Source organism: Acinetobacter schindleri, assembly GCF_010918895.1.
Classification (GTDB): Bacteria; Pseudomonadota; Gammaproteobacteria; order Pseudomonadales; family Moraxellaceae; genus Acinetobacter; species Acinetobacter schindleri.
In genome coordinates this window covers 1,326,633-1,345,216 of record NZ_CP044483.1, presented here as the reverse complement: position 1 = coordinate 1,345,216, position 18,584 = coordinate 1,326,633, and the positions used below count along the sequence as shown (strand labels likewise).

At 39.7% G+C, this 18,584-nt stretch carries 19 protein-coding genes; 8 read left to right on the top strand and 11 right to left on the bottom strand.

The window, feature by feature from the left end:
- Window positions 1-49 precede the first annotated feature (49 nt).
- Window positions 50-484 (top strand): hypothetical protein, encoded by a 435-nt coding sequence (locus FSC11_RS06535; RefSeq protein WP_008304156.1) that lies wholly within the window; start codon window positions 50-52, stop codon window positions 482-484.
- Between the two features lie 25 nt (window positions 485-509).
- Here FSC11_RS06535 and FSC11_RS06530 read toward each other — a convergent pair whose 3' ends face one another.
- From FSC11_RS06530 to FSC11_RS06520, 3 genes are all read right to left on the bottom strand, one after another.
- The gene (locus FSC11_RS06530; RefSeq protein WP_163165832.1) at window positions 510-1,658 is read right to left on the bottom strand and encodes a YheT family hydrolase; all 1,149 of its coding nucleotides are present in this window, start codon (window positions 1,656-1,658) and stop codon (window positions 510-512) included.
- 74 nt (window positions 1,659-1,732) lie between these two features.
- A complete protein-coding gene (locus FSC11_RS06525; protein WP_163165831.1) occupies window positions 1,733-2,137 on the bottom strand; it encodes a nuclear transport factor 2 family protein in 405 nt (134 codons plus the stop codon).
- 272 nt (window positions 2,138-2,409) lie between these two features.
- Complete coding sequence (locus tag FSC11_RS06520) at window positions 2,410-4,434, bottom strand: NADPH-dependent 2,4-dienoyl-CoA reductase (RefSeq protein ID WP_163165830.1); 2,025 nt, start codon at window positions 4,432-4,434, stop codon at window positions 2,410-2,412.
- Window positions 4,435-4,601: 167 nt separating this feature from the next.
- Between FSC11_RS06520 and FSC11_RS06515 the strand changes: the two genes are divergently transcribed.
- From FSC11_RS06515 to FSC11_RS06500, 4 genes are all read left to right on the top strand, one after another.
- Window positions 4,602-5,153, top strand: coding sequence for a PadR family transcriptional regulator (locus tag FSC11_RS06515; RefSeq protein WP_004893032.1), 552 nt, complete (start codon window positions 4,602-4,604; stop codon window positions 5,151-5,153).
- Between the two features lie 24 nt (window positions 5,154-5,177).
- The gene (locus FSC11_RS06510; RefSeq protein WP_163165829.1) at window positions 5,178-6,107 is read left to right on the top strand and encodes an alpha/beta fold hydrolase; all 930 of its coding nucleotides are present in this window, start codon (window positions 5,178-5,180) and stop codon (window positions 6,105-6,107) included.
- Between the two features lie 17 nt (window positions 6,108-6,124).
- Window positions 6,125-6,832: an SIR2 family NAD-dependent protein deacylase gene (locus tag FSC11_RS06505; protein WP_163165828.1), complete on the top strand. Its 708-nt coding sequence runs from the start codon at window positions 6,125-6,127 to the stop codon at window positions 6,830-6,832.
- 83 nt (window positions 6,833-6,915) lie between these two features.
- Window positions 6,916-7,815, top strand: a complete 900-nt coding sequence (locus FSC11_RS06500) for a LysR substrate-binding domain-containing protein (protein WP_163165827.1) — start codon at window positions 6,916-6,918, stop codon at window positions 7,813-7,815.
- A gap of 377 nt (window positions 7,816-8,192) precedes the next feature.
- Here the strand turns inward: FSC11_RS06500 and map are convergent, their stop codons facing one another.
- Window positions 8,193-8,987 carry a type I methionyl aminopeptidase gene (gene map, locus FSC11_RS06495; protein ID WP_163165826.1) on the bottom strand — a complete coding sequence of 265 codons (795 nt, stop codon included), beginning with the start codon at window positions 8,985-8,987 and terminating at the stop codon, window positions 8,193-8,195.
- A 349-nt stretch (window positions 8,988-9,336) separates the two neighbouring features.
- Here map and brnQ point away from each other — a divergent pair, with 349 nt between their 5' ends.
- On the top strand, window positions 9,337-10,623 hold the full coding sequence (gene brnQ / locus FSC11_RS06490; protein WP_163165824.1) for a branched-chain amino acid transport system II carrier protein: 1,287 nt from the start codon (window positions 9,337-9,339) through the stop codon (window positions 10,621-10,623).
- 586 nt (window positions 10,624-11,209) lie between these two features.
- Window positions 11,210-11,425, top strand: coding sequence for a hypothetical protein (locus FSC11_RS06485; protein ID WP_004893017.1), 216 nt, complete (start codon window positions 11,210-11,212; stop codon window positions 11,423-11,425).
- A gap of 109 nt (window positions 11,426-11,534) precedes the next feature.
- Here the strand turns inward: FSC11_RS06485 and FSC11_RS06480 are convergent, their stop codons facing one another.
- Window positions 11,535-11,993 carry a hypothetical protein gene (locus FSC11_RS06480; protein WP_163165822.1) on the bottom strand — a complete coding sequence of 153 codons (459 nt, stop codon included), beginning with the start codon at window positions 11,991-11,993 and terminating at the stop codon, window positions 11,535-11,537.
- Window positions 11,994-12,109: 116 nt separating this feature from the next.
- On the opposite strand from FSC11_RS06480, the gene FSC11_RS06475 reads away from it, so the two are divergent.
- A complete protein-coding gene (locus FSC11_RS06475) occupies window positions 12,110-12,979 on the top strand; it encodes an alpha/beta hydrolase family protein (protein WP_163165821.1) in 870 nt (289 codons plus the stop codon).
- Between the two features lie 28 nt (window positions 12,980-13,007).
- Here the strand turns inward: FSC11_RS06475 and FSC11_RS06470 are convergent, their stop codons facing one another.
- From FSC11_RS06470 to FSC11_RS06445, 6 genes are all read right to left on the bottom strand, one after another.
- The gene (locus FSC11_RS06470) at window positions 13,008-14,030 is read right to left on the bottom strand and encodes a sensor domain-containing diguanylate cyclase (RefSeq protein WP_163165819.1); all 1,023 of its coding nucleotides are present in this window, start codon (window positions 14,028-14,030) and stop codon (window positions 13,008-13,010) included.
- A gap of 445 nt (window positions 14,031-14,475) precedes the next feature.
- Window positions 14,476-15,699: a sodium/glutamate symporter gene (gene gltS, locus FSC11_RS06465; RefSeq protein ID WP_163165817.1), complete on the bottom strand. Its 1,224-nt coding sequence runs from the start codon at window positions 15,697-15,699 to the stop codon at window positions 14,476-14,478.
- A gap of 124 nt (window positions 15,700-15,823) precedes the next feature.
- Window positions 15,824-16,045 carry a hypothetical protein gene (locus tag FSC11_RS06460; RefSeq protein WP_163165815.1) on the bottom strand — a complete coding sequence of 74 codons (222 nt, stop codon included), beginning with the start codon at window positions 16,043-16,045 and terminating at the stop codon, window positions 15,824-15,826.
- A 50-nt stretch (window positions 16,046-16,095) separates the two neighbouring features.
- Window positions 16,096-16,425, bottom strand: coding sequence for a hypothetical protein (locus FSC11_RS06455; protein ID WP_163165813.1), 330 nt, complete (start codon window positions 16,423-16,425; stop codon window positions 16,096-16,098).
- Between the two features lie 241 nt (window positions 16,426-16,666).
- A complete protein-coding gene (locus FSC11_RS06450) occupies window positions 16,667-16,933 on the bottom strand; it encodes a hypothetical protein (RefSeq protein ID WP_163165811.1) in 267 nt (88 codons plus the stop codon).
- Window positions 16,926-18,491, bottom strand: coding sequence for an AAA family ATPase (locus tag FSC11_RS06445; protein WP_163165809.1), 1,566 nt, complete (start codon window positions 18,489-18,491; stop codon window positions 16,926-16,928). Before FSC11_RS06445 ends, FSC11_RS06450 begins: the two co-directional genes overlap by 8 nt.
- Between the last annotated feature and the right edge of the window lie 93 nt (window positions 18,492-18,584).

The following is an 18,584-nucleotide window of genomic DNA, read 5'->3' as shown; positions in this document are numbered from 1 at the left end:
TTACTGCTATAATATTGTAATCCCCTCTACATTTACCTATGAAGTAATGATGAATAAGAAACTTTTAATCTGTGGCGCGCTTGCAACCGGACTTTTACTTACTGCATGTGTAAAGAAAGAAGCTCCAAAGGAAGAGGAACAGACTGAAGTTGCTGCAGCATCGGAAGCAACCCCAGTAGAACAGCCGAATTTCGAAACACTGGAACCAGCAGAACAAGATCAGCCTTTAATTGAGGAAATTCCTGAAACAGTTGAAGTGATTCGTGAAGAAACGCCGAATACCACAACTGAAATTCGTCGTGAAACTCGACCTGCTCAAAGTACTCCTGCTACAGCACCGGCAGCATCACAACCTGCTCAAGCACCAAACACCCAGGATTCTGAGACTGAATACAAGCCTAAAACCAATTCAGGTGCAGAACAGTCAGAGGATGATGCTGTGGCAGAAGCCATTGCAGCTGCTACGCCAGCACTTGAAAACTGATTATTTTTCAGTTAAAAAACCCAGCTTATGCTGGGTTTTTTAATGCTACGTATTCAGGTTCTGCTTCTTCTATTGCTGCCGCGGCCATAGAAAGCTGCTTCAGATACTGTGCCATAAGACGAGTAGCCCATGATTCAGTTCTGGTTAAGCCCTGATAAAAACCGCAATGACTGCCCCTTTTCGTAGTAACTACAATAATATTCGGCATGGCACGGATACGGTCTTTATATGGATGCAGATTATTAATATGACAGACTGGGTCGTCTTCTGCATTCAGAATCATCAATGGGATTTTGACATTTTCAAAGACATAAATTGGGTTCGTGGCCTTGGTATAGGTTTCATAGTCTTCATAGCCAGCCAGCTGAAAATACAGCTTCTCAAAATCGGCCAGATTTTGAACGGAAAGAATCTGCTCCCAGGAAGGTATATTTTTCCAGGTGTCCTGATAAGGATGAATAAATTTTTTCAGTAATTTTTTAGCCATAACCTTACTATAAAATGGATGCACATAAGCAAAACCACTTTCAGTGTTATAGCCCGGACACAATGCAAAGGCTGCTTTGAGTGGAGTTTGCTCACCCTCTTCTCCCAGATAGCGTACCAACAAACCTGTGCCAGCGGAAGAACCTACACCATATAGTTCAGATTGCGGGAATTTATCCTGAATATAAAGTAACTGTTCACGTAAATCCTGAGTGGAGCCAAACAGGTTCATTTTCGGAACAGGCATCGGCAAATTGGCATGACCACGGCGTAAACATAATGCCACTCGCCAACCCGTGTGCAGATGCAGATCTCTGACCAGCTCACCCATTGATTCTGGTGAACCGGTAATGGTATGCAGTAAAACAATCGTTGGCGTATCTACTGGCAGGTCGAGTCCATACCAGGCAATACCAGTGATTCCGCCATCAGACATGTTCAGCTGCTCAATTGCATCATATTTTAGTTTGATAGTTTTCTTTTTGATCAAGTCAAAATACAGAATATGGGCATGCGCATTGCATAGCCACGGTGTAGGACGGTATTTTTGCTTTAATTGTGGTAAATGATCAATCAGGTTCTGAAATACGCCATTTGGGTTGTAATATAAAGTAGGCGTGTCCGCACCAATCACACGGTCCAAATATTCACCTGAAAGCTGAACTACTTTTTTTATCAACATTTTCATTTGTCTTTCCATCCAGTTGTCCTTCAGTGCCTTACAAATTTCATGCCGGGTTATATGATGGCTCCTGAATCAGACTAGTTTTGGAAGGCCATCATCCGCTGTCCCATTTGTGCAGCAAGCGCTTCAAGACCTGACTTCGGCCGAATCATCACTTCGAAGTCGATAATTTTTCCTTCATCATTGAACTGAATCATATCGATACCCTTTAATTTCTTATCCCCCACATTGGCAGAAAACTCAAGTACAACATGGTTACCGTCTTCTGAATAGAAAGTACGGTGATACGTAAAGTTCTCGAAGACCTGAATCACATTAGTCAAAATAAAAAAGACTACAGGCTTACCTGAGTATGGATTAAATGCCACTGGTGAACGAAATACCACTTCATCTGCGAGTAATTCATTCAGAATATTCATGTCACGGCTTTCCAACATTTCGTGCCAGAATGCGAGTGAAGCTTTGGTGGTTTGTAGAGTCATTTTTGGGTCCTTTGTTGTTTTTTAAATTTCCGCATAGAAACGCTAAAGATTGATGCCTTTAAATATGATCCCCTTTCTGTTAGAAAGCAGTTTCGCCCTTTTTTAAAGGTGAGAAGTTCTACTTCGCAAGGGGGAGTCATATATTTAATAGTTAAATCCTCTCCCTAACCCTCTCCTTTATTAAAGGAGAGGGAAAATTACATATCCATTTGTTTACATCACTACAAATCTTGGTTTGCAAACAAAAAACGGAAATGCAGGTTTTAATATTTTCAAATCACCGCTGCCAATTCAGCACCTTGACGAATCGCGCGCTTGGCATCCAGTTCACCGGCTTCTTTAGCTCCCCCGATCAGATGCACGCTCTTGCCTGACTGTTTCAGTTCATCAAACATGGCAGTATAAGATTCCTGACCTGCACAGATGATGACATTATCTACTTCAAGCAACGTTGGCTGACCGTTGACTGTAATATGCAAGCCCTGATCATCCACTTTTTCATAGCTGACACCAGGGATCATTTTTACGTGGCGGTGTTTCAGACCTGTACGATGAATCCATCCGGTTGTTTTACCCAGGTCTGCGCCCACGGATTTTGCTTTACGCTGCATCAAGTAAATTTCACGACTTGGCTGCTCTACACTTGGCTGTTTTAAACCACCGACATTGTCATAACCGGTATCGATTCCCCATTCATCATAGAATTTCTGCGGATTGACGCTGCCACTTTCACCTTCATGGCTTAAATATTCCGCGGTATCAAAACCAATACCGCCTGCACCAATAATGGCGACATGCTGACCCACAGGCTTACGCTCTTTTAGTACATCCAGATAAGACAGCACTTTTGGATGATCAATGCCTGGAATATCCAGCTGACGTGGATTCACCCCAGTCGCTACGACGATTTCATCAAATTCTGAAGACAGCAGCTGCTCAAAAGTCGCTGTATGATTCAGTTTGAGCTGAATACGGGGTTGCAATTCGATCTGGCGTTTAAAGTAACGAATGGTTTCGTAGAATTCTTCTTTGCCCGGAACAGTTTTGGCAATATTAAACTGACCGCCAATCTGATTGGATGCCTCAAAGACAGTGACATGATGACCACGACCTGCAGCATAAATCGCGAAACTTAAACCAGCTGGACCCGCACCAATTACTGCAATATTTTTTGGTGTAGACACTTCTTTGAAAATCAGTTCAGTTTCATAGCAGGCGCGCGGATTGACCAGACAGGTCGCAATTTTCATCGAGAAAATATGATCCAGACAGGCCTGATTACAGCCAATACAGGTATTGATTTCATCACTACGGCCCTGCTCCGCCTTTACCACAAACTCTGCATCCGCCAGCATCGGCCGCGCCATGGAAACCATATCCGCATGACCGGCAGCCAGGACATATTCTGCCATTTCTGGGGTATTGATACGGTTTGAGGTAATTAAAGGAACCTTGACTGAACCTTTTAGCTTTTCAGTTACCCAGGTAAAAGCTGCACGTGGCACTTTGGTCGCAATGGTTGGAATACGCGCTTCATGCCAGCCAATCCCGGTATTGATAATCGTTGCACCTGCTTTTTCGATTTCCTGTGCCAGCTGAATCACTTCTTCTAGCGTTGAACCACCTTCGACCAGATCCAGCATCGACAGACGATAGATGATAATAAAGTTCTCACCTACGCTTTCACGGGTCCGGCGCACAATTTCAATCGGGAAACGGATACGGTTTTCATAACTGCCACCCCACTCGTCATCACGGTGGTTGGTACGCGCGGCAATAAATTCATTGATTAGATAGCCTTCCGATCCCATGATTTCCACACCGTCATAACCGGCATATTGGGCTAAGCGTGCACAGTTGGCAAAATCATCAATAGTCTGCTGGACTTCACTCGAAGTTAAGGCATGTGGTTTGACCGGATTGATTGGCGCCTGAATCGCAGACGGCGCGACATTTTCAGCCTGATAGGAATAACGTCCGGTATGCAAAATCTGCATGGCGATCTTGCCGCCAGCTTCATGCACTGCTTGAGTAATTACCTTGTGCTTTTCAGCTTCTTCTATCGTGTCGAGCTTGGAGCCGCCTTGAAAAGTCACACCGTGATCATTTGGCGAAATGCCACCAGTCACAATCAGAGCAACACCCCCTTTAGCACGTTCAGCATAGAATGCCGCCATACGATCATAACCACCCGGGGCTTCCTCTAACCCGACGTGCATAGAGCCCATCAGAACCCGGTTTTTTAATGTGGTAAAACCCAGATCTAATGGGGCAAGTAAATGCGGATACTTTGACATTTCGACTCCTTAGCGTGCCTGTCAGCTGGCTATTGTTATATCGGCTGATGTGAAATTTCCCTCAGTCATCAGCTTTTATGCAACTTGTTGCATTAATTTATAGTTCAGAATTGATTTTTATGCAACATGTTGCATAATAATCTCGAGTCATTTTTCTTGAGACGTTTATGTCTTTATCGCATGTTCTATTGACCAGTTTACTGGAAAAACCAAGTACCGGTATTGAGTTAGGACGCCGCTTTGACCGTTCGATGGGCTTTTTCTGGAATGCCACCCATCAGCAGATCTATCGTGAACTAAATGCCATGTTACAAAAAGGCTGGATCTCCACCATAGAAGATGAAGACAGCGGTTCACGTAAAAAGACTTATCAGGTAGAACGTCCAGGACGTGAGGAATTGGCCAACTGGATGCTGGAACAAAGTCCACCAGCTCAACTGCGTGAAGAATTGATGGTACGCTTACGTGCTGAAGCCCAAATGGGCAGCAATACTATTTTGCCAGAACTAGAAAGGCATTTAGAGTTACACCGGGAAAAACTGAATATTTACCGACAGATTTTTGCCAAAGATTTTGCAACAGCTGACGAAAATAACCGCACACTGTATATTCATAAAATGATTCTGCAACTGGGTATCGATCTGGAAGTAGGCTGGATTAGCTGGTTAGAAATCATGATTCCAAAATTAAAACAATTTAATAATGCAGCTGCTGGCTAGCATATAAAAATAAGGACTCAGTCGATGTCATATTACAAAATGCCCGATGGCGAAATGCTTTTTGTACGCGAATATGGACAGGGTCAGCCGGTACTGGTGTTGTCCGGCCTGGGGATGTTGAGCTGGCAATGGGCGGCTTTCCTCTATCCGCATCGGCATCAGTTCAGATTTATTATTCCGGAGTGGCGTGGTTTTGGTGCTTCCAGTGATTGCAAGATTCCAGATATGGATGCGATTTCCAGTCACTGGCTGGATGTACAGTCGGTAATCCAGCAATTATATCTTGATAAGGTGATGGTGATTGCATATTCCATGGGTGCCACTACGGCCATGCATGGTATGCACTATGCTAATTTCGCCGAGCATATCACTGCCTATCTGCATATTGACCAGACCCCAAAAATCCCGGTAGATGACAGTTGGGGCTATGGCCTGTTTGGTGAACATCATCCGGTATTTATTTCTATTCTGACCCAGATTTCAGAATTACTGGCACCACATCAGAATGTAAAATACATTAAGGATCTGGACAGTAACACTCGCCATCAGATTGCCAAACTTTGGCTGCAGTTTATTGGCTTGCAAAATAACAATAAATACAGCCTGAAAGCCTTTGAATGGATTCTGAATCAGCCACGCCTGCAAAGTCTGCTATTACCATCAAACCGGGTCGACTATATGGCTTGGTATATCAATAATTATCTTTATCATCGAGAAGATTACCGGGCAGCGATCCAGACACTGCAATGCCCGGTGACTTTCCTTAGCGGCTCACAATCCAAACTTTATCCAGTTGAAGGTCAAACCCTGATTGCCCAAAGCATTCCACATGCCAAACAGGTACGTTTTGAAAAATCCGGGCATACTCCCCTTTTGACTGAACCGGTAAAATTTAGCAAGGAAATCGCGGCATTCTTAAAAGCCAGTGCTAAGCACAGCAATCACGCAGCTTAGAGGAGAAAAGAAACAAGATGAAAAAACTGGTGGTCTTTTCTGGTGCAGGTATGAGTGCTGAAAGCGGAATTAATACCTTCCGCGACAGTGATGGCCTTTGGGAGCAGCATCGTGTAGAAGATGTGGCAACACCAAAAGCATGGCGACGTGATCCTGAACTGGTACAGCGCTTCTATAATGAGCGGCGCAAAAAGATTCTGGCTGCACAACCCAATGCTGCGCATCAACTGATTGCTGAACTGGAAGTTGCTTATGACATACATGTGATTACCCAGAATATTGATGATCTGCATGAACGTGCTGGAAGTTCAAAAGTCATTCACCTGCATGGCAATATCCGGCTGGCAAAAACATCTGGGCCAAAAGCGCAATACACCACCGAGTTTTATCCAATTGATGGTGCTGAACTGGATCTCAATAAACACCTTTGTACGGATGGCTATCCACTACGTCCGCATGTCGTGTGGTTTGGTGAAGCTGTACCTGCTTATGCAGAAGCACAAGACTATGTGCGAGATACTGATATTTTTATTGTGATTGGCACCAGTTTGCAGGTCTATCCGGTTGCTGGCTTGATTCATGAGATTTCATCAAATTGCAGCGCTTACTATATTGATCCTAAAGCCAATCAGCAGCACTTGCCTCCTCAGTTTGAGAAGATTGCCATGACTGCTACCCAAGGCATGCAATATCTGAAAGATAAACTGCTCAATGAAGCTAGATAGTCAATAAAAAGACAAAGTCAGCATTGACACATTGCAACAATAATTCTTTAATCACCTTATTGTTGCGTATATGGAATGAACTCATGCTGACGGATCTGGATGACTTTTATTGTTTTGCCCAAGTGGTGGAACATGGTGGCTTTAGTGCAGCAGAACGCGCCACTGACATTCCCAAATCCAAACTCAGTCGCCGGGTTTATAATCTGGAAGAACGTCTTGGTGTTCGGCTAATTCAACGCAGCTCACGTCATTTTGCCGTAACTGATATCGGTATGAATATTTACCGTCATGCCCAGGTTATGCTCAGTGCCGCCCAAGCCGCCCATGATCTGATCGATCATCTCAGTACTGAACCACGCGGTATTATTAAACTCAGCCTGCCAGTATCCATTGCACAAAACGAAATTGCGCGCATTCTCCCTGCATTCCTGAAACAATATCCTGAAATCAAAATTCAGATGATGGTCACAAATCGTCGTGTGGATATCATCAATGAAGGTTTTGATATTGCCCTACGCGTCCGTTCCAGTCTGGATGATGATCCAAATCTGGTAATCCGTCAGTTTGACCAGATCGAACAGCATCTATTTGCCAGTCAGGGCTATCTGAATGAATTTGGTCATCTGAAAAATCCGGAAGAATTGTCCGAGCATAAAATCCTGAGCATGGCGGATGAACATACTGAACAGTTTTTGATATTACACAATCATATTCAACAACAGAAAAAGATCCGCGTTATGCCAACAGTACTGGGCTCCGATCTAAGCATGCTGGCACAACTGGCTGCTTCAGGCTGTGGTATCACCCTATTACCTGATAACGTCGTGCAGCAATATGTGGAACGTGGTGAACTGGTACGTGTACTTCCGGAATGGAAAGCAGCACATGGTATTTTCCATATGGTTTATCCGTCACGTCGTGGCTTGTTACCTGCTGTTCGGGTCTTTATCGATTATCTGGTTGAGCACCTGCATCATGATTAGATTAATGAGCATCTAAGTAAAATAAAATAATAAGTAAAAAAAAGCTCATCTACGGAGGATGAGCTAGTCAGAGTCACTACAGCATTAAGGGGTAACAATATTTACTCTGTGAATCAAAAAATATATCGCTTAGATCATTCTCTTGGCTCTTAATCAGTTAATTATACGAGCAAGAATAAATAAAAGAGATTGATAAAGAGATTGATACAGCTTATCTATCTAACTCATATAAATATAGAGAATGAATCTCATTTGCACCACTGCAAGTCGTAATATTTTGTATTGTTTTGAAAACGTATGTGTATGCTCATTTACAATTAAAAAAACACTGATTTTTTAAAAATCAGTGTTTTCACAATCAGAGATTTATCTTTTATTTAAATTGCAGGATAAGAGCCCGTGCCTTCTGGCCATGGAGATAACAATTCAAAGCCAGTGTCAGTCACATAAACCATATGCTCCCACTGCGCAGATAACGATTTATCTGCAGTCACCACTGTCCAGCCATCTTTAAGTTCTTTAACACGCGCTTTACCCAGATTCACCATTGGCTCAATAGTGAATACCATGCCTTTTTTTAGTACCAGACCCTGACCCGGTTGACCATAGTGCAGAATGTTTGGCTGTTCATGGTACACCTTACCTATGCCATGACCACAGTATTCACGTACGATACTATAACCTTCACGATGTGCCACAGACTGGATGGCATAACCAATATCACCCAACGTTGCACCCGGTTTAACCGCATGAATACCGGCGACCATTGCTTCATAAGTGGTTTCAACCAGTTTTTTTGCTTCAGCCGAAGGCGTACCAACATAGTACATTCGACTGGTATCACCAAAATAGCCATCTTTAATAATCGCAACATCGATATTGATGATATCGCCATCTTTTAATACGGTAGTTGCTGATGGAATGCCATGACACACCACTTCATTAGGTGAAATGCAGGTAGTCTTGGTATAACCGTAATACCCCACATTCGCCGGAATAACTTGGAGTTTATTCACAATAAAATCATTACAGATGTCATCCAGATATTCTGTCGTGACACCCGGCTTCACATGCTCTCCGATCATTGCTAAAACCTCAGCAGCCAGACGGCCCGATATACGAAGTTTTTCGATATCCTGTTCAGTTTTAAGACTTATCGTCGAAGCTCTCATGTGTTCATCCTCTTGGTCAATCCTTGAATTATAGACCCTTTTTCTGAAAGATGCGGTGAATTCCTTCAATAACAGCGATCGGAAAATGTATATTTAAAATATGTATTGCTTATAGATTAAACAAATAAAACTATTCAGGATTTTTTAGAAATATTGATAATTTATGATGATTTTTATGATTTATAAATTTATTTGATTGAATTCATAAATTTATTTTCACCAAAGTTCTACCTATCAGTTAAACAGAAGATTACTCAAGGAAATTCATCGAAGCTCAAACCAAAATGTGCTCCAAAAATCAGCATATTTCCTTTAAAATCGCTTTCTTTTGTTCGTTTACTCTCCCTCTATGACAAGTCTCCGTACTCGGGATATTGTTGCCTTAGGTTTTATGACCTTTGCACTGTTCATCGGTGCCGGCAACATTATCTTTCCACCGATTGTGGCTCAACAAGCCGGTGAGCATGTATGGTTAGCTGCTCTAGGTTTCCTGTTTACTGCAGTTGGCCTGCCTGTTATCACCATCGTGGCACTGTCTCGTGTTGAAGGTTCAATCCAGATCTTAAGTTCACCTTTAGGTAAAGCTGCAAGTCTTTTACTGACCGTAGTTTGTTATCTCACTGTTGGACCTTTATTCGCAACGCCACGTACTGCAACCGTTTCCTATGAAATTGGTTTCTCTTCTTATTTTGGCAATGAGCCAAGTAATCTGCTGATCTATAGCGTGATCTATTTTGCTGTTGTGACACTGGTTTCACTGTATCCAAATAAAATTCTGGATACTGTGGGTTACTTCCTGTCTCCATTGAAAATTATCGCCTTGGTCATTTTAGGGGTGGCCGCAGTTCTTATTCCTGCCAGTAACCCACCTGCTGCGATTGGTAATTATGTTTCTAGCCCGGTCACTGAGGGCATCGTCAATGGTTATCTGACCATGGATACTTTGGGTGCCTTGGTCTTTGGTATCGTGATTGTGCGTGCAATTACTTCTCGTGGGGTCACTGACCGTAAGCTGATTACCAAATATGCGGTAAATGCTGCCATTATTTCCGGGATCGGCCTAACCTTGGTTTACCTCAGCCTGTTTAAATTGGGTCTGGGTAGTCATGAAGTTGCCCCAAATGCTGCCAATGGTGCGATTATTCTGCATGCTTACGTACAACATGCCTTTGGTGATATGGGTGCCTATTTCCTTGCAATCATGATCTTTGTTGCCTGCATGGTAACTGCGATCGGCCTGACCTGTGCATGTGCTGAATATTTCTCATCGATTACCCGTTTACCGTACAAAGCCTTTGTATTTGTTCTGGTTGGCTTCTCGCTGGTGATTTCAAACCTTGGTTTGACCAAACTGATTGCCGTTTCTGTGCCTGTACTGAGCGCGATTTATCCGCCTGCAATTGCAGTGATCCTGCTGAGCTTCTGTGGACATTTCTTTAAAAAGCCTGCTCAAGTTGTTGCACCCACCACACTGGTTGCATTTATTTTCGGTATATTTGATGGTCTTAAAGTTGCCGGTTTTGATTTACCTGCTGCACTTCAGAATTTGCCGCTTTCTGAACAAAACATGGCATGGCTTATCCCAGCCCTGATTGTTCTCGTGATTTCAGCTGTGATTGACCGTATCAGAAACTAATCTTTCTGCGCAGTGTCAATAAATCGTCTTTTTACCCAGAATACGATTTAAGCGTGATCAATAATTGTCAGGTTTTACCCAAACGGACATTTATTGGTTCAATTCACTGCACGATTATCACTAAGCAAGCGTTCAGTTAAAAGTAGAAAAAAATTTAGCTGATACACAATTTAACCATTCGTTTAGCTAAACTAACCTAATCATTTCCAAAATTATTCAATTTCATTTACTTATATCAATATTCTAACAAATTTTATAATTCTTCAGCATCCCGTATACACGTGCTTACATTCTCTGCCGAGTAAACTACATATTGTGGCGTAAAATTTGCATTTTTCCGCTTGTGCCATTTAAGTTTTATCACCCAGCACTGCCTTAAATCCTAATTTAAACATTTAAATGGTCCAGGTAAATTGCTGTACTTTGATAATTTTTATAGCTCTACGACTAAAGTTGCTGTATTTCACCAGAACAGTCATCCGGAGCTATTGAAAAGTTCTAATATTCGAAGTACAACTGTATGTTCAATTCTGATCAATCCACTCAGTTTTGGACATCAATAACACTAAAAATAGGAGGGATGGAGATGTTATCAGTACATTTCAAAAAGCAAGTCTTCATTGACGCTCTTAAAGCCAATTCTAACCTTGTGGTGTTTCTAAGCACCACCTTTGCGCTGATGTTGACTTTAATCGTTCACTGCGTAATTCAAGGCAATTTAAAGCCAGAGTATTTAGCGTATGCGCTGATCGTCTCGGCTGCATTTTACCTATGGGTGGTCATTGACCAGAAATATCGCTAATCAAACTTGATGTTGAACCACATGGATGACTTGGCCACTCATCCATGTGGTAGAAGAAAAAGAAAAGTCCAATTCAAGTATTTCTCCTTCTAATCATAATAAAAATAATCTAAAACAGCCCCTGTGCTGCGCCCCAAAGTAAAATCCCTGTTCCACCCAGTTCTGCCACAACTAACCCGATCATCGCCAAAGTCATCAATATGCCCGGTAACTGAACCTTGCCCAATTGATGCGGTTTTTTGAATTGGTTGGTGGTGTCTTTTAGCATGCCATGCAGAATATAAGCCCCAATTGAGAAGCTGAAAAAAGCCAGATTCAATACTACACAGATCAGATTTATAGTTTCTGAAAATTGAGAATAATAAGCCAATACCGCAAGAATTAGTGTGGCTGGTGCATACAACAAGCTGCTACGATGGGCAATATCGACATAATAATGTGCCCGTGACTGGGCTGAATTGCGGATCTGCAGATATTTCCACACTCCTGTCAACATCCCTACCCATAAGAAAATTCCACTAAATAAAATTGCCAGTTTAACTGCCAGACTAAGCTCGATTAGCTGCATATCCTAATTCCATTATGTTCATTATTTTGACTTTTTAGTCATGTTTTAAAACCGCTCCTACCCGGAACTGGTGTAGATTAATTCTTGATAATAATCCCAAAAATATAGTGTAGCGCATGTCCGAATTTGAAACATTGACCATTAAGTGCAAGGATGGCTATCCATTGACAGCACGTTTTTACGCCACCAATGCAGCTAGCCGAAAAGCTTTACCTATACTAATCTGCCCGGCGACCGGAATTACAGCACAGTTCTATCACAGTTTTAATGTGTGGCTGCAGGCACAAGGTTATGATGTATTGTGTTTTGACTTTCGCGGTATTGGTCAGTCCCTGAATGGTCCTTTAAAAAAATCTAAAGCCAGCATTGTGCAATGGGGACAGTTAGATATTCCCGCTGCGATTGATGCCTTGAGAGATAAAACCAAAGCTGAACAAGTCATTCTGGTTGGTCATAGTGCTGGTGGGCAGTTACTCGGGATCGTACCGAACTATGACAAAGTAGCCAAAGTCATCGCTGTATCTGGCTCAACCGGTCATGTGAAAGGCTTAAAAGGTCGAACCAAACTACTCGCTCCTGTGATGTTTGATGTAATTTTTCCACTGTCACGTTTTACACTGGGTTATGGCCCGACCAGCAAGATTGGTATGGGTGAAAACCTGCCTAAAGATGTGGCCAAACAGTGGGCACAGTTCTGTAGCAAGCCGGGTTATGTCCTCAATGCAATTGGCAAGACAGTTGCAAAAACAGCAAATCATCATGAACAGATCACCTGCCCGATTACGGTGCTGTGGAGTTCGGATGATGAAATTGCGACCGAAGCCAATGTCAAAGATTTGATCCGTTTATATCCAAACGCCCAAACCAGTCATAAAGAACTTAAACCTTCCTCTTTTGGACATAAAGCGATTGGTCATATGTTGATGTTTAAACGTAGCCATCAGAATTTATGGCCTGTGATTGAGCGGGAAATGGCTTCAATCTAATGCTTTTTCAACTTGTTGATTTATACCATCAGGCCTGTAACCCAACCTGATGGTTTTTATTTATGCCCTGGTGCTTACGTTGGTGTTTTTGCGCATACATGCGTAAATCGGCACACTCTAATAATGTCTCAATTTCCACACCGTCTTCAGGATAAACTGTCAGTCCGATACTTAAACCAATCTGTAAGCTCATTTCTTCAAAATTAAAAACTGCATCACAGGCTTGAGAAATATCTTGCATCGTTAATAGAGCCTGATTTCGGTCAGTATTCATATCTAAGATAAGTGCAAACTCATCCCCACCCAGCCGAGCTATGACAACCTCATCGTCTAGTATTGCTTTTAGTCGTGTTGCAATTTCTTTTAATGCTGCATCTCCTACTCGATGCCCATACTGATCATTAATCGATTTCAGTCTATCCATATCCAGCATACAAACGTTTAGTGATTGCTGTTGCTGTTCCGCCAAGCTCATGCGTTGCCGTAGACAATCTAAAAATAATGCCCGATTGGCAAGTCCGGTTAGACTATCTTGAGTTGCCATTTTATATAATACTTGTGCATCAAATTTGGTGGCATGATACATCGCTGCGGCAAATGTTTCGGACATCAAGCTTAATAATTTTAAATCACGAAGTTTAAATGCTGCAACTTGATCAGAATAGATTTTAAGTACACCGACTACTTCATTGGCATGAATTAAAGGCACGACTGCCATAGAGCGTAGGCCGACTCGATGACAGGCTTGACGATCTACCCGTGGATCATTTTCACAATCTTCACAATATAGAATACGGTTTTCTGCGATACATAAGCCGGACAAGCTATTCTCTCTTGCAAGGCGTAAACCCAATAAATGTGCTGCCCCGCCCGACACTGCGCGATAGACCATATCTTCGCCTTCATTTAATTCCACCACAGCACCTTGAGCACCAGTAATCTGTTGAATTTTATCTGCAATCAGTGTCATGACTGCATTCAGATCATGGCCTAGTTTTATAATTTCTGTTTGGGTATGAATGACGGATAAAAGCTGTTCTTGGGTTGGCATCAATGCGCTTTAAGATTGAAAAATAGCCGCTATTCTAAGAACTCGGTCAGGCTTTGTATAGCAAACTTTTGATGTTATTGTTTAATTTAAAAGCAATTCTTTTTATTTAAATTTTAGAAATATAATCTCTCTCAACCTTTTGATTGAAATTGGTACGGCTCAGTATCCGAACCTTTGCTGGCAGAGAATGTAAAAAGCATTTTCAATATTAAGCTAAAGTATTTAAATTGAATTTTATAATTTGAACAAACTTAAATTAAAATGATGTTCCTACATTGAATCATTTTAAACAGTTGATGTTTCATTATCTTTTACTGGAGATTTATGTTTTAATACTTACAGTATGAGATGAGCCTCTTACAGTATGTGCCTTAGATGTGCATACGACTAGCCCCTAACCATGGGGCTTTTTCATGTCTGCATGATATTAAAGTCGTATTAACCTTTAACCAAAAAATGCAATGATGCTCTGAATCACCACAGCATTCACAATATCAATAAAAAATGCACCACACAGCGGCACGATTAAAAAGGCTTTATGTGATGGACCATAGCTATTGGTTACTGCCTGAATATTCGCAATTGCGGTCGGTGTTGCCCCCATACCAAAACCACACTGCCCTGCCACCAATACTGCTGCATCGTAATTTTTCCCCATAATTCTAAAGGTCACAATTGCAGTAAATAGGATCAATACCGCTGTCTGTACCAATAAAATCGTAATAAGCGGGCCTGCCAGATCGGCCAATAACCAGAGTTGCAGTGACAGTAAAGCCATAGATAAATATAAGGATAATGATGCATTCCCAAATACATCAATGGCACGATCAAAGATATCAACTTTTAGCACATGCTCCAGGATGTTACGTACAATCACCCCTGTCCCTAAAGCCCAAACAAAGGTTGGCAGTTCAAACCATCTTCCCTGACTGATTTCTGTCATCTGATTGGCGACAAAAATACATAGGGCAAACATCCCCAAAGTTGATACCGCATTACTGGCTGTGATCAGTCGGGTTTTCTTTGGATATTCGAAGGGTGCGGTGTTGATGCTAGTGTCAAGTTGTTGTTCATTGGTCTCTTGCGCTACTGTTTCCGCCAATTGATTGCGTTTAATCAGGAATTTGGCAACCGGACCACCCACCAGTCCACCAATAATCAAACCAAATGTAGCACTAGCCATACCAAGTACAATCGCCCCCTGGATTCCATATTGAGTTTCAAGCACTTCACCCCAAGCACCGGCAGTACCATGACCCCCTGTTAAGGTAACAGAACCAACAATCAGACCAATCAATGGATCAAGCCCAAGTGCTGTAGCTAAGCTCATACCCACCGCATTTTGTACAACTACGAATAGAATGACACAGACCAGAAAGATCAGCAGTGATTTCCCGCCTTCTTTGAGCTTGGTAAAGTCTGCACTTAAACCCACAGAGGTAAAGAACATCAGCATCAGAATGGTTTGGATTTCTGAGTCAAATGTGGCACTGATATTAAAAAATTTATAGAGAATAAAAGCTGTAATTGCTGCGATTAGGCCGCCGATCACGGGTTCAGGTAAGTTATAGTTTCTAAAGAAGCCAATTTTACTAACAAGATACCGCCCAATAAAAAGAAAAAATACCGCAATCACCAAGGTGCCAAAGGCATCGATTTCATAATTCATAATATTCCCTATTGGCTTTATTTTCATACAGTTTTAGGAAAATAGTATGAAAAATCAATTTTAGAAATGTTATGCAAGTTATTGTTTCTAGTAATTGTTTGATTTACAGCCTGAATAGAGACAATTAATGTGGTGGAATATCATAAACCCAGTTTTTCGCTTGCTGGTCTGTGGTGGTTTCACAGACATAGTAATCATGATCCCAAGCGTCTTGATGGAAGATTTCTTTTTTAGTGTAAGTTACTTGTTTGCCATTTTCGACACAGACAAAGCTGTCGCCTTGGTCTTTAACCTGAGTTCCATTTAAGAAACCGCCAATGCAGAGGAATCGAGATTGTTTGGGCATTTTATTACTTCAAAAAATTAAAAAAAGTGTATGTAAGAAAAATCTATTGTTTATCTCTCTTTTTTAACCCACTCTATAAAATTATTATTTTCAAGTAATGATTTATATAAAATAACATTCCAATTATTAACTCCTTTTTTAATATGCATATTTATAAATATATTTAACAATGCATTTACATCAGTATCTGTAGACAATAAATTATCCACAGTCGTTAGATAGGTTTGCGTAATAAAACTACTAAATCTATTGGCTAAATTTAGCTCTTTAAATTGACTTAAAGCTATTTTTTTAAGGTCAGTTGGCACACTATTTCTTACTTTTATAGAAATAGAAGGAGTTCTATATGTAGATTGAGGTATTACTTCAAGAATATACATATCAGTTGCATAATTATCATAGTATAGATGAAAGAATAATTTATTATTATTCGAATCTTTATAATCTATAGACTTCTCATTTTGACATTTAGAACACATTGGAACTAGGTTATAAATACAAACTGAAAGCTCAGGATAAGCAAGCTTAGGAAGGTAATGATCTAATGTATTTGGAGATCCATCTTCGCCACAATTTGGACAACTTTGTAAGCCATTATTAGTTCTTAAATTATCAAGTAAATTACAAAAATAACTTGTCTTGTTTAAATATAAGTTTTTTTAAAGTATCTATTTTACCAGCAGTATCTTCCACACTACAACAATATTTACTTATATCCAATGGAAAAATTTTATTAAAGTCACCACTATTTCTATCATATATTAAATGAGCTTCAATATAATCATCTTTTATATCCTTATAAAATTCTTTATATTTTGTTCTAGAATCAAAAAAATTATCTAAATACAACTTCCAATCAATTTGCGGCTTATCCAGTTTCTTAAACATCATTATCACCATGATTTAAAATCTTAATAGCCATTTCCTCATTTAACTCATCTCCCAATCTCTCCATTAAATCTTTAGGAGTAAATTCCTTTAATTTTTGGTCAAGCCATTTTTCAAATGGTTTAGATACAGAGTTATCCCCAAAAACATAAGATGATATTCGCTGTAGATCACCACCGAAAGTTTCAAAAGGTGGATGATTAATAAATAACATTTCATCTTCCTCTTTAAAAACATGAACACAACGTGATGGGATTTCTCTAACTATTGAAAGTGAATGTGTTGCTAAAATTGCTTTAGAGTTAAATCTCTGTAAAACATCTTTTAATAATGACATTAATTCAATCTCTAGAACTGGATGTAAAAATAATTCAGGTTCATCTATAAAAATCAAAGTATTTTTTTTAATATTAGCTAAAATATTTATGATCATAAATGAAAAAAATCTTTGACCGGAACTCAAATTCACTATTTCATTTTTATATTTAAATACAATTCCTTTTGAATAGTTTATTTCTTCTTCAAATTTATCTCGGTAAATATTTAATAAAATTTCCTGATGGCTAATCAATTTATTATTATTTCGATATAAACAAATTTCATCAAAATCAAATGCTCTGCCTAATACATCAAAAACTGTACTAAATTTGCTAATCCAATTATTAATATAATCAAATTGCCTATCATCAGTGATACATTTGATTAGAGAAAATGCAGAATCATATACTGGAGTACTTCGACTTACACCAATACTTCCATCATTTTTTCTATTTCTAAAACCAAAATATTTATAAGCTTCTTTATCTAAAATTTTTGTATAATCTTTTAAATCCACATCAAAATCTTCAAACAAACTATACGAAATCATTATTATACGATTAAAGCTTGTTAAAATATCTTTCTTCTTATTAAAATTATCTACCAAATTCAAAGACAATAATTCTGATAATAAATTTTTTATGAAATATGATTTACCGACTCCATTTGGTCCAATCAACACATTTATATCGTATGGCAACAACTCTGAATTTAAGTTAAATTTTACTACTCTCTCATTATCATACTTATCATCAAATAAATATTCAAAATCATTAATACCAAATTTTTTCTCTATAATTACATTATATCCTTCCTTGTATGCTAATTTTTCACCACTTTCTCTCAATAAAGATGAATAGAAACTTTCATCATTTTTTAAAATCAAATTTTCAGATTGTGGCTCATAATTTTCTAAATAAACTACATCATTTATTTTTTTTAATATTTTTTTAATTTCATCCAGGCTTAGTTTTGACTGTAATGCTTGATAAAAGAGAATATTATTAGGCAACGAAATATATTTAACATTTGGAATAGGAAATTCTCCATCCCATCCCTCTCTTCTTAATTTATTTAAATAACTATACGTATAATTTTCTTTCTCAATTTTTATTTTTATAACTGAGTTAACTTCAATTTCAACCTTATCAATCACTACCTTAATATTTAATGAAGTACGATCACCATAATCATCCCATTCATTTTGAGATAATGATATATAAGAATCAAATGGTAACACTGGAGGACTTTTCCATTGAGAAATATTAGGTGAATATATAATTTTCATAAAAAATAAGGGCTGATTACTCAGCCCTTATCTTAAACTACTTAT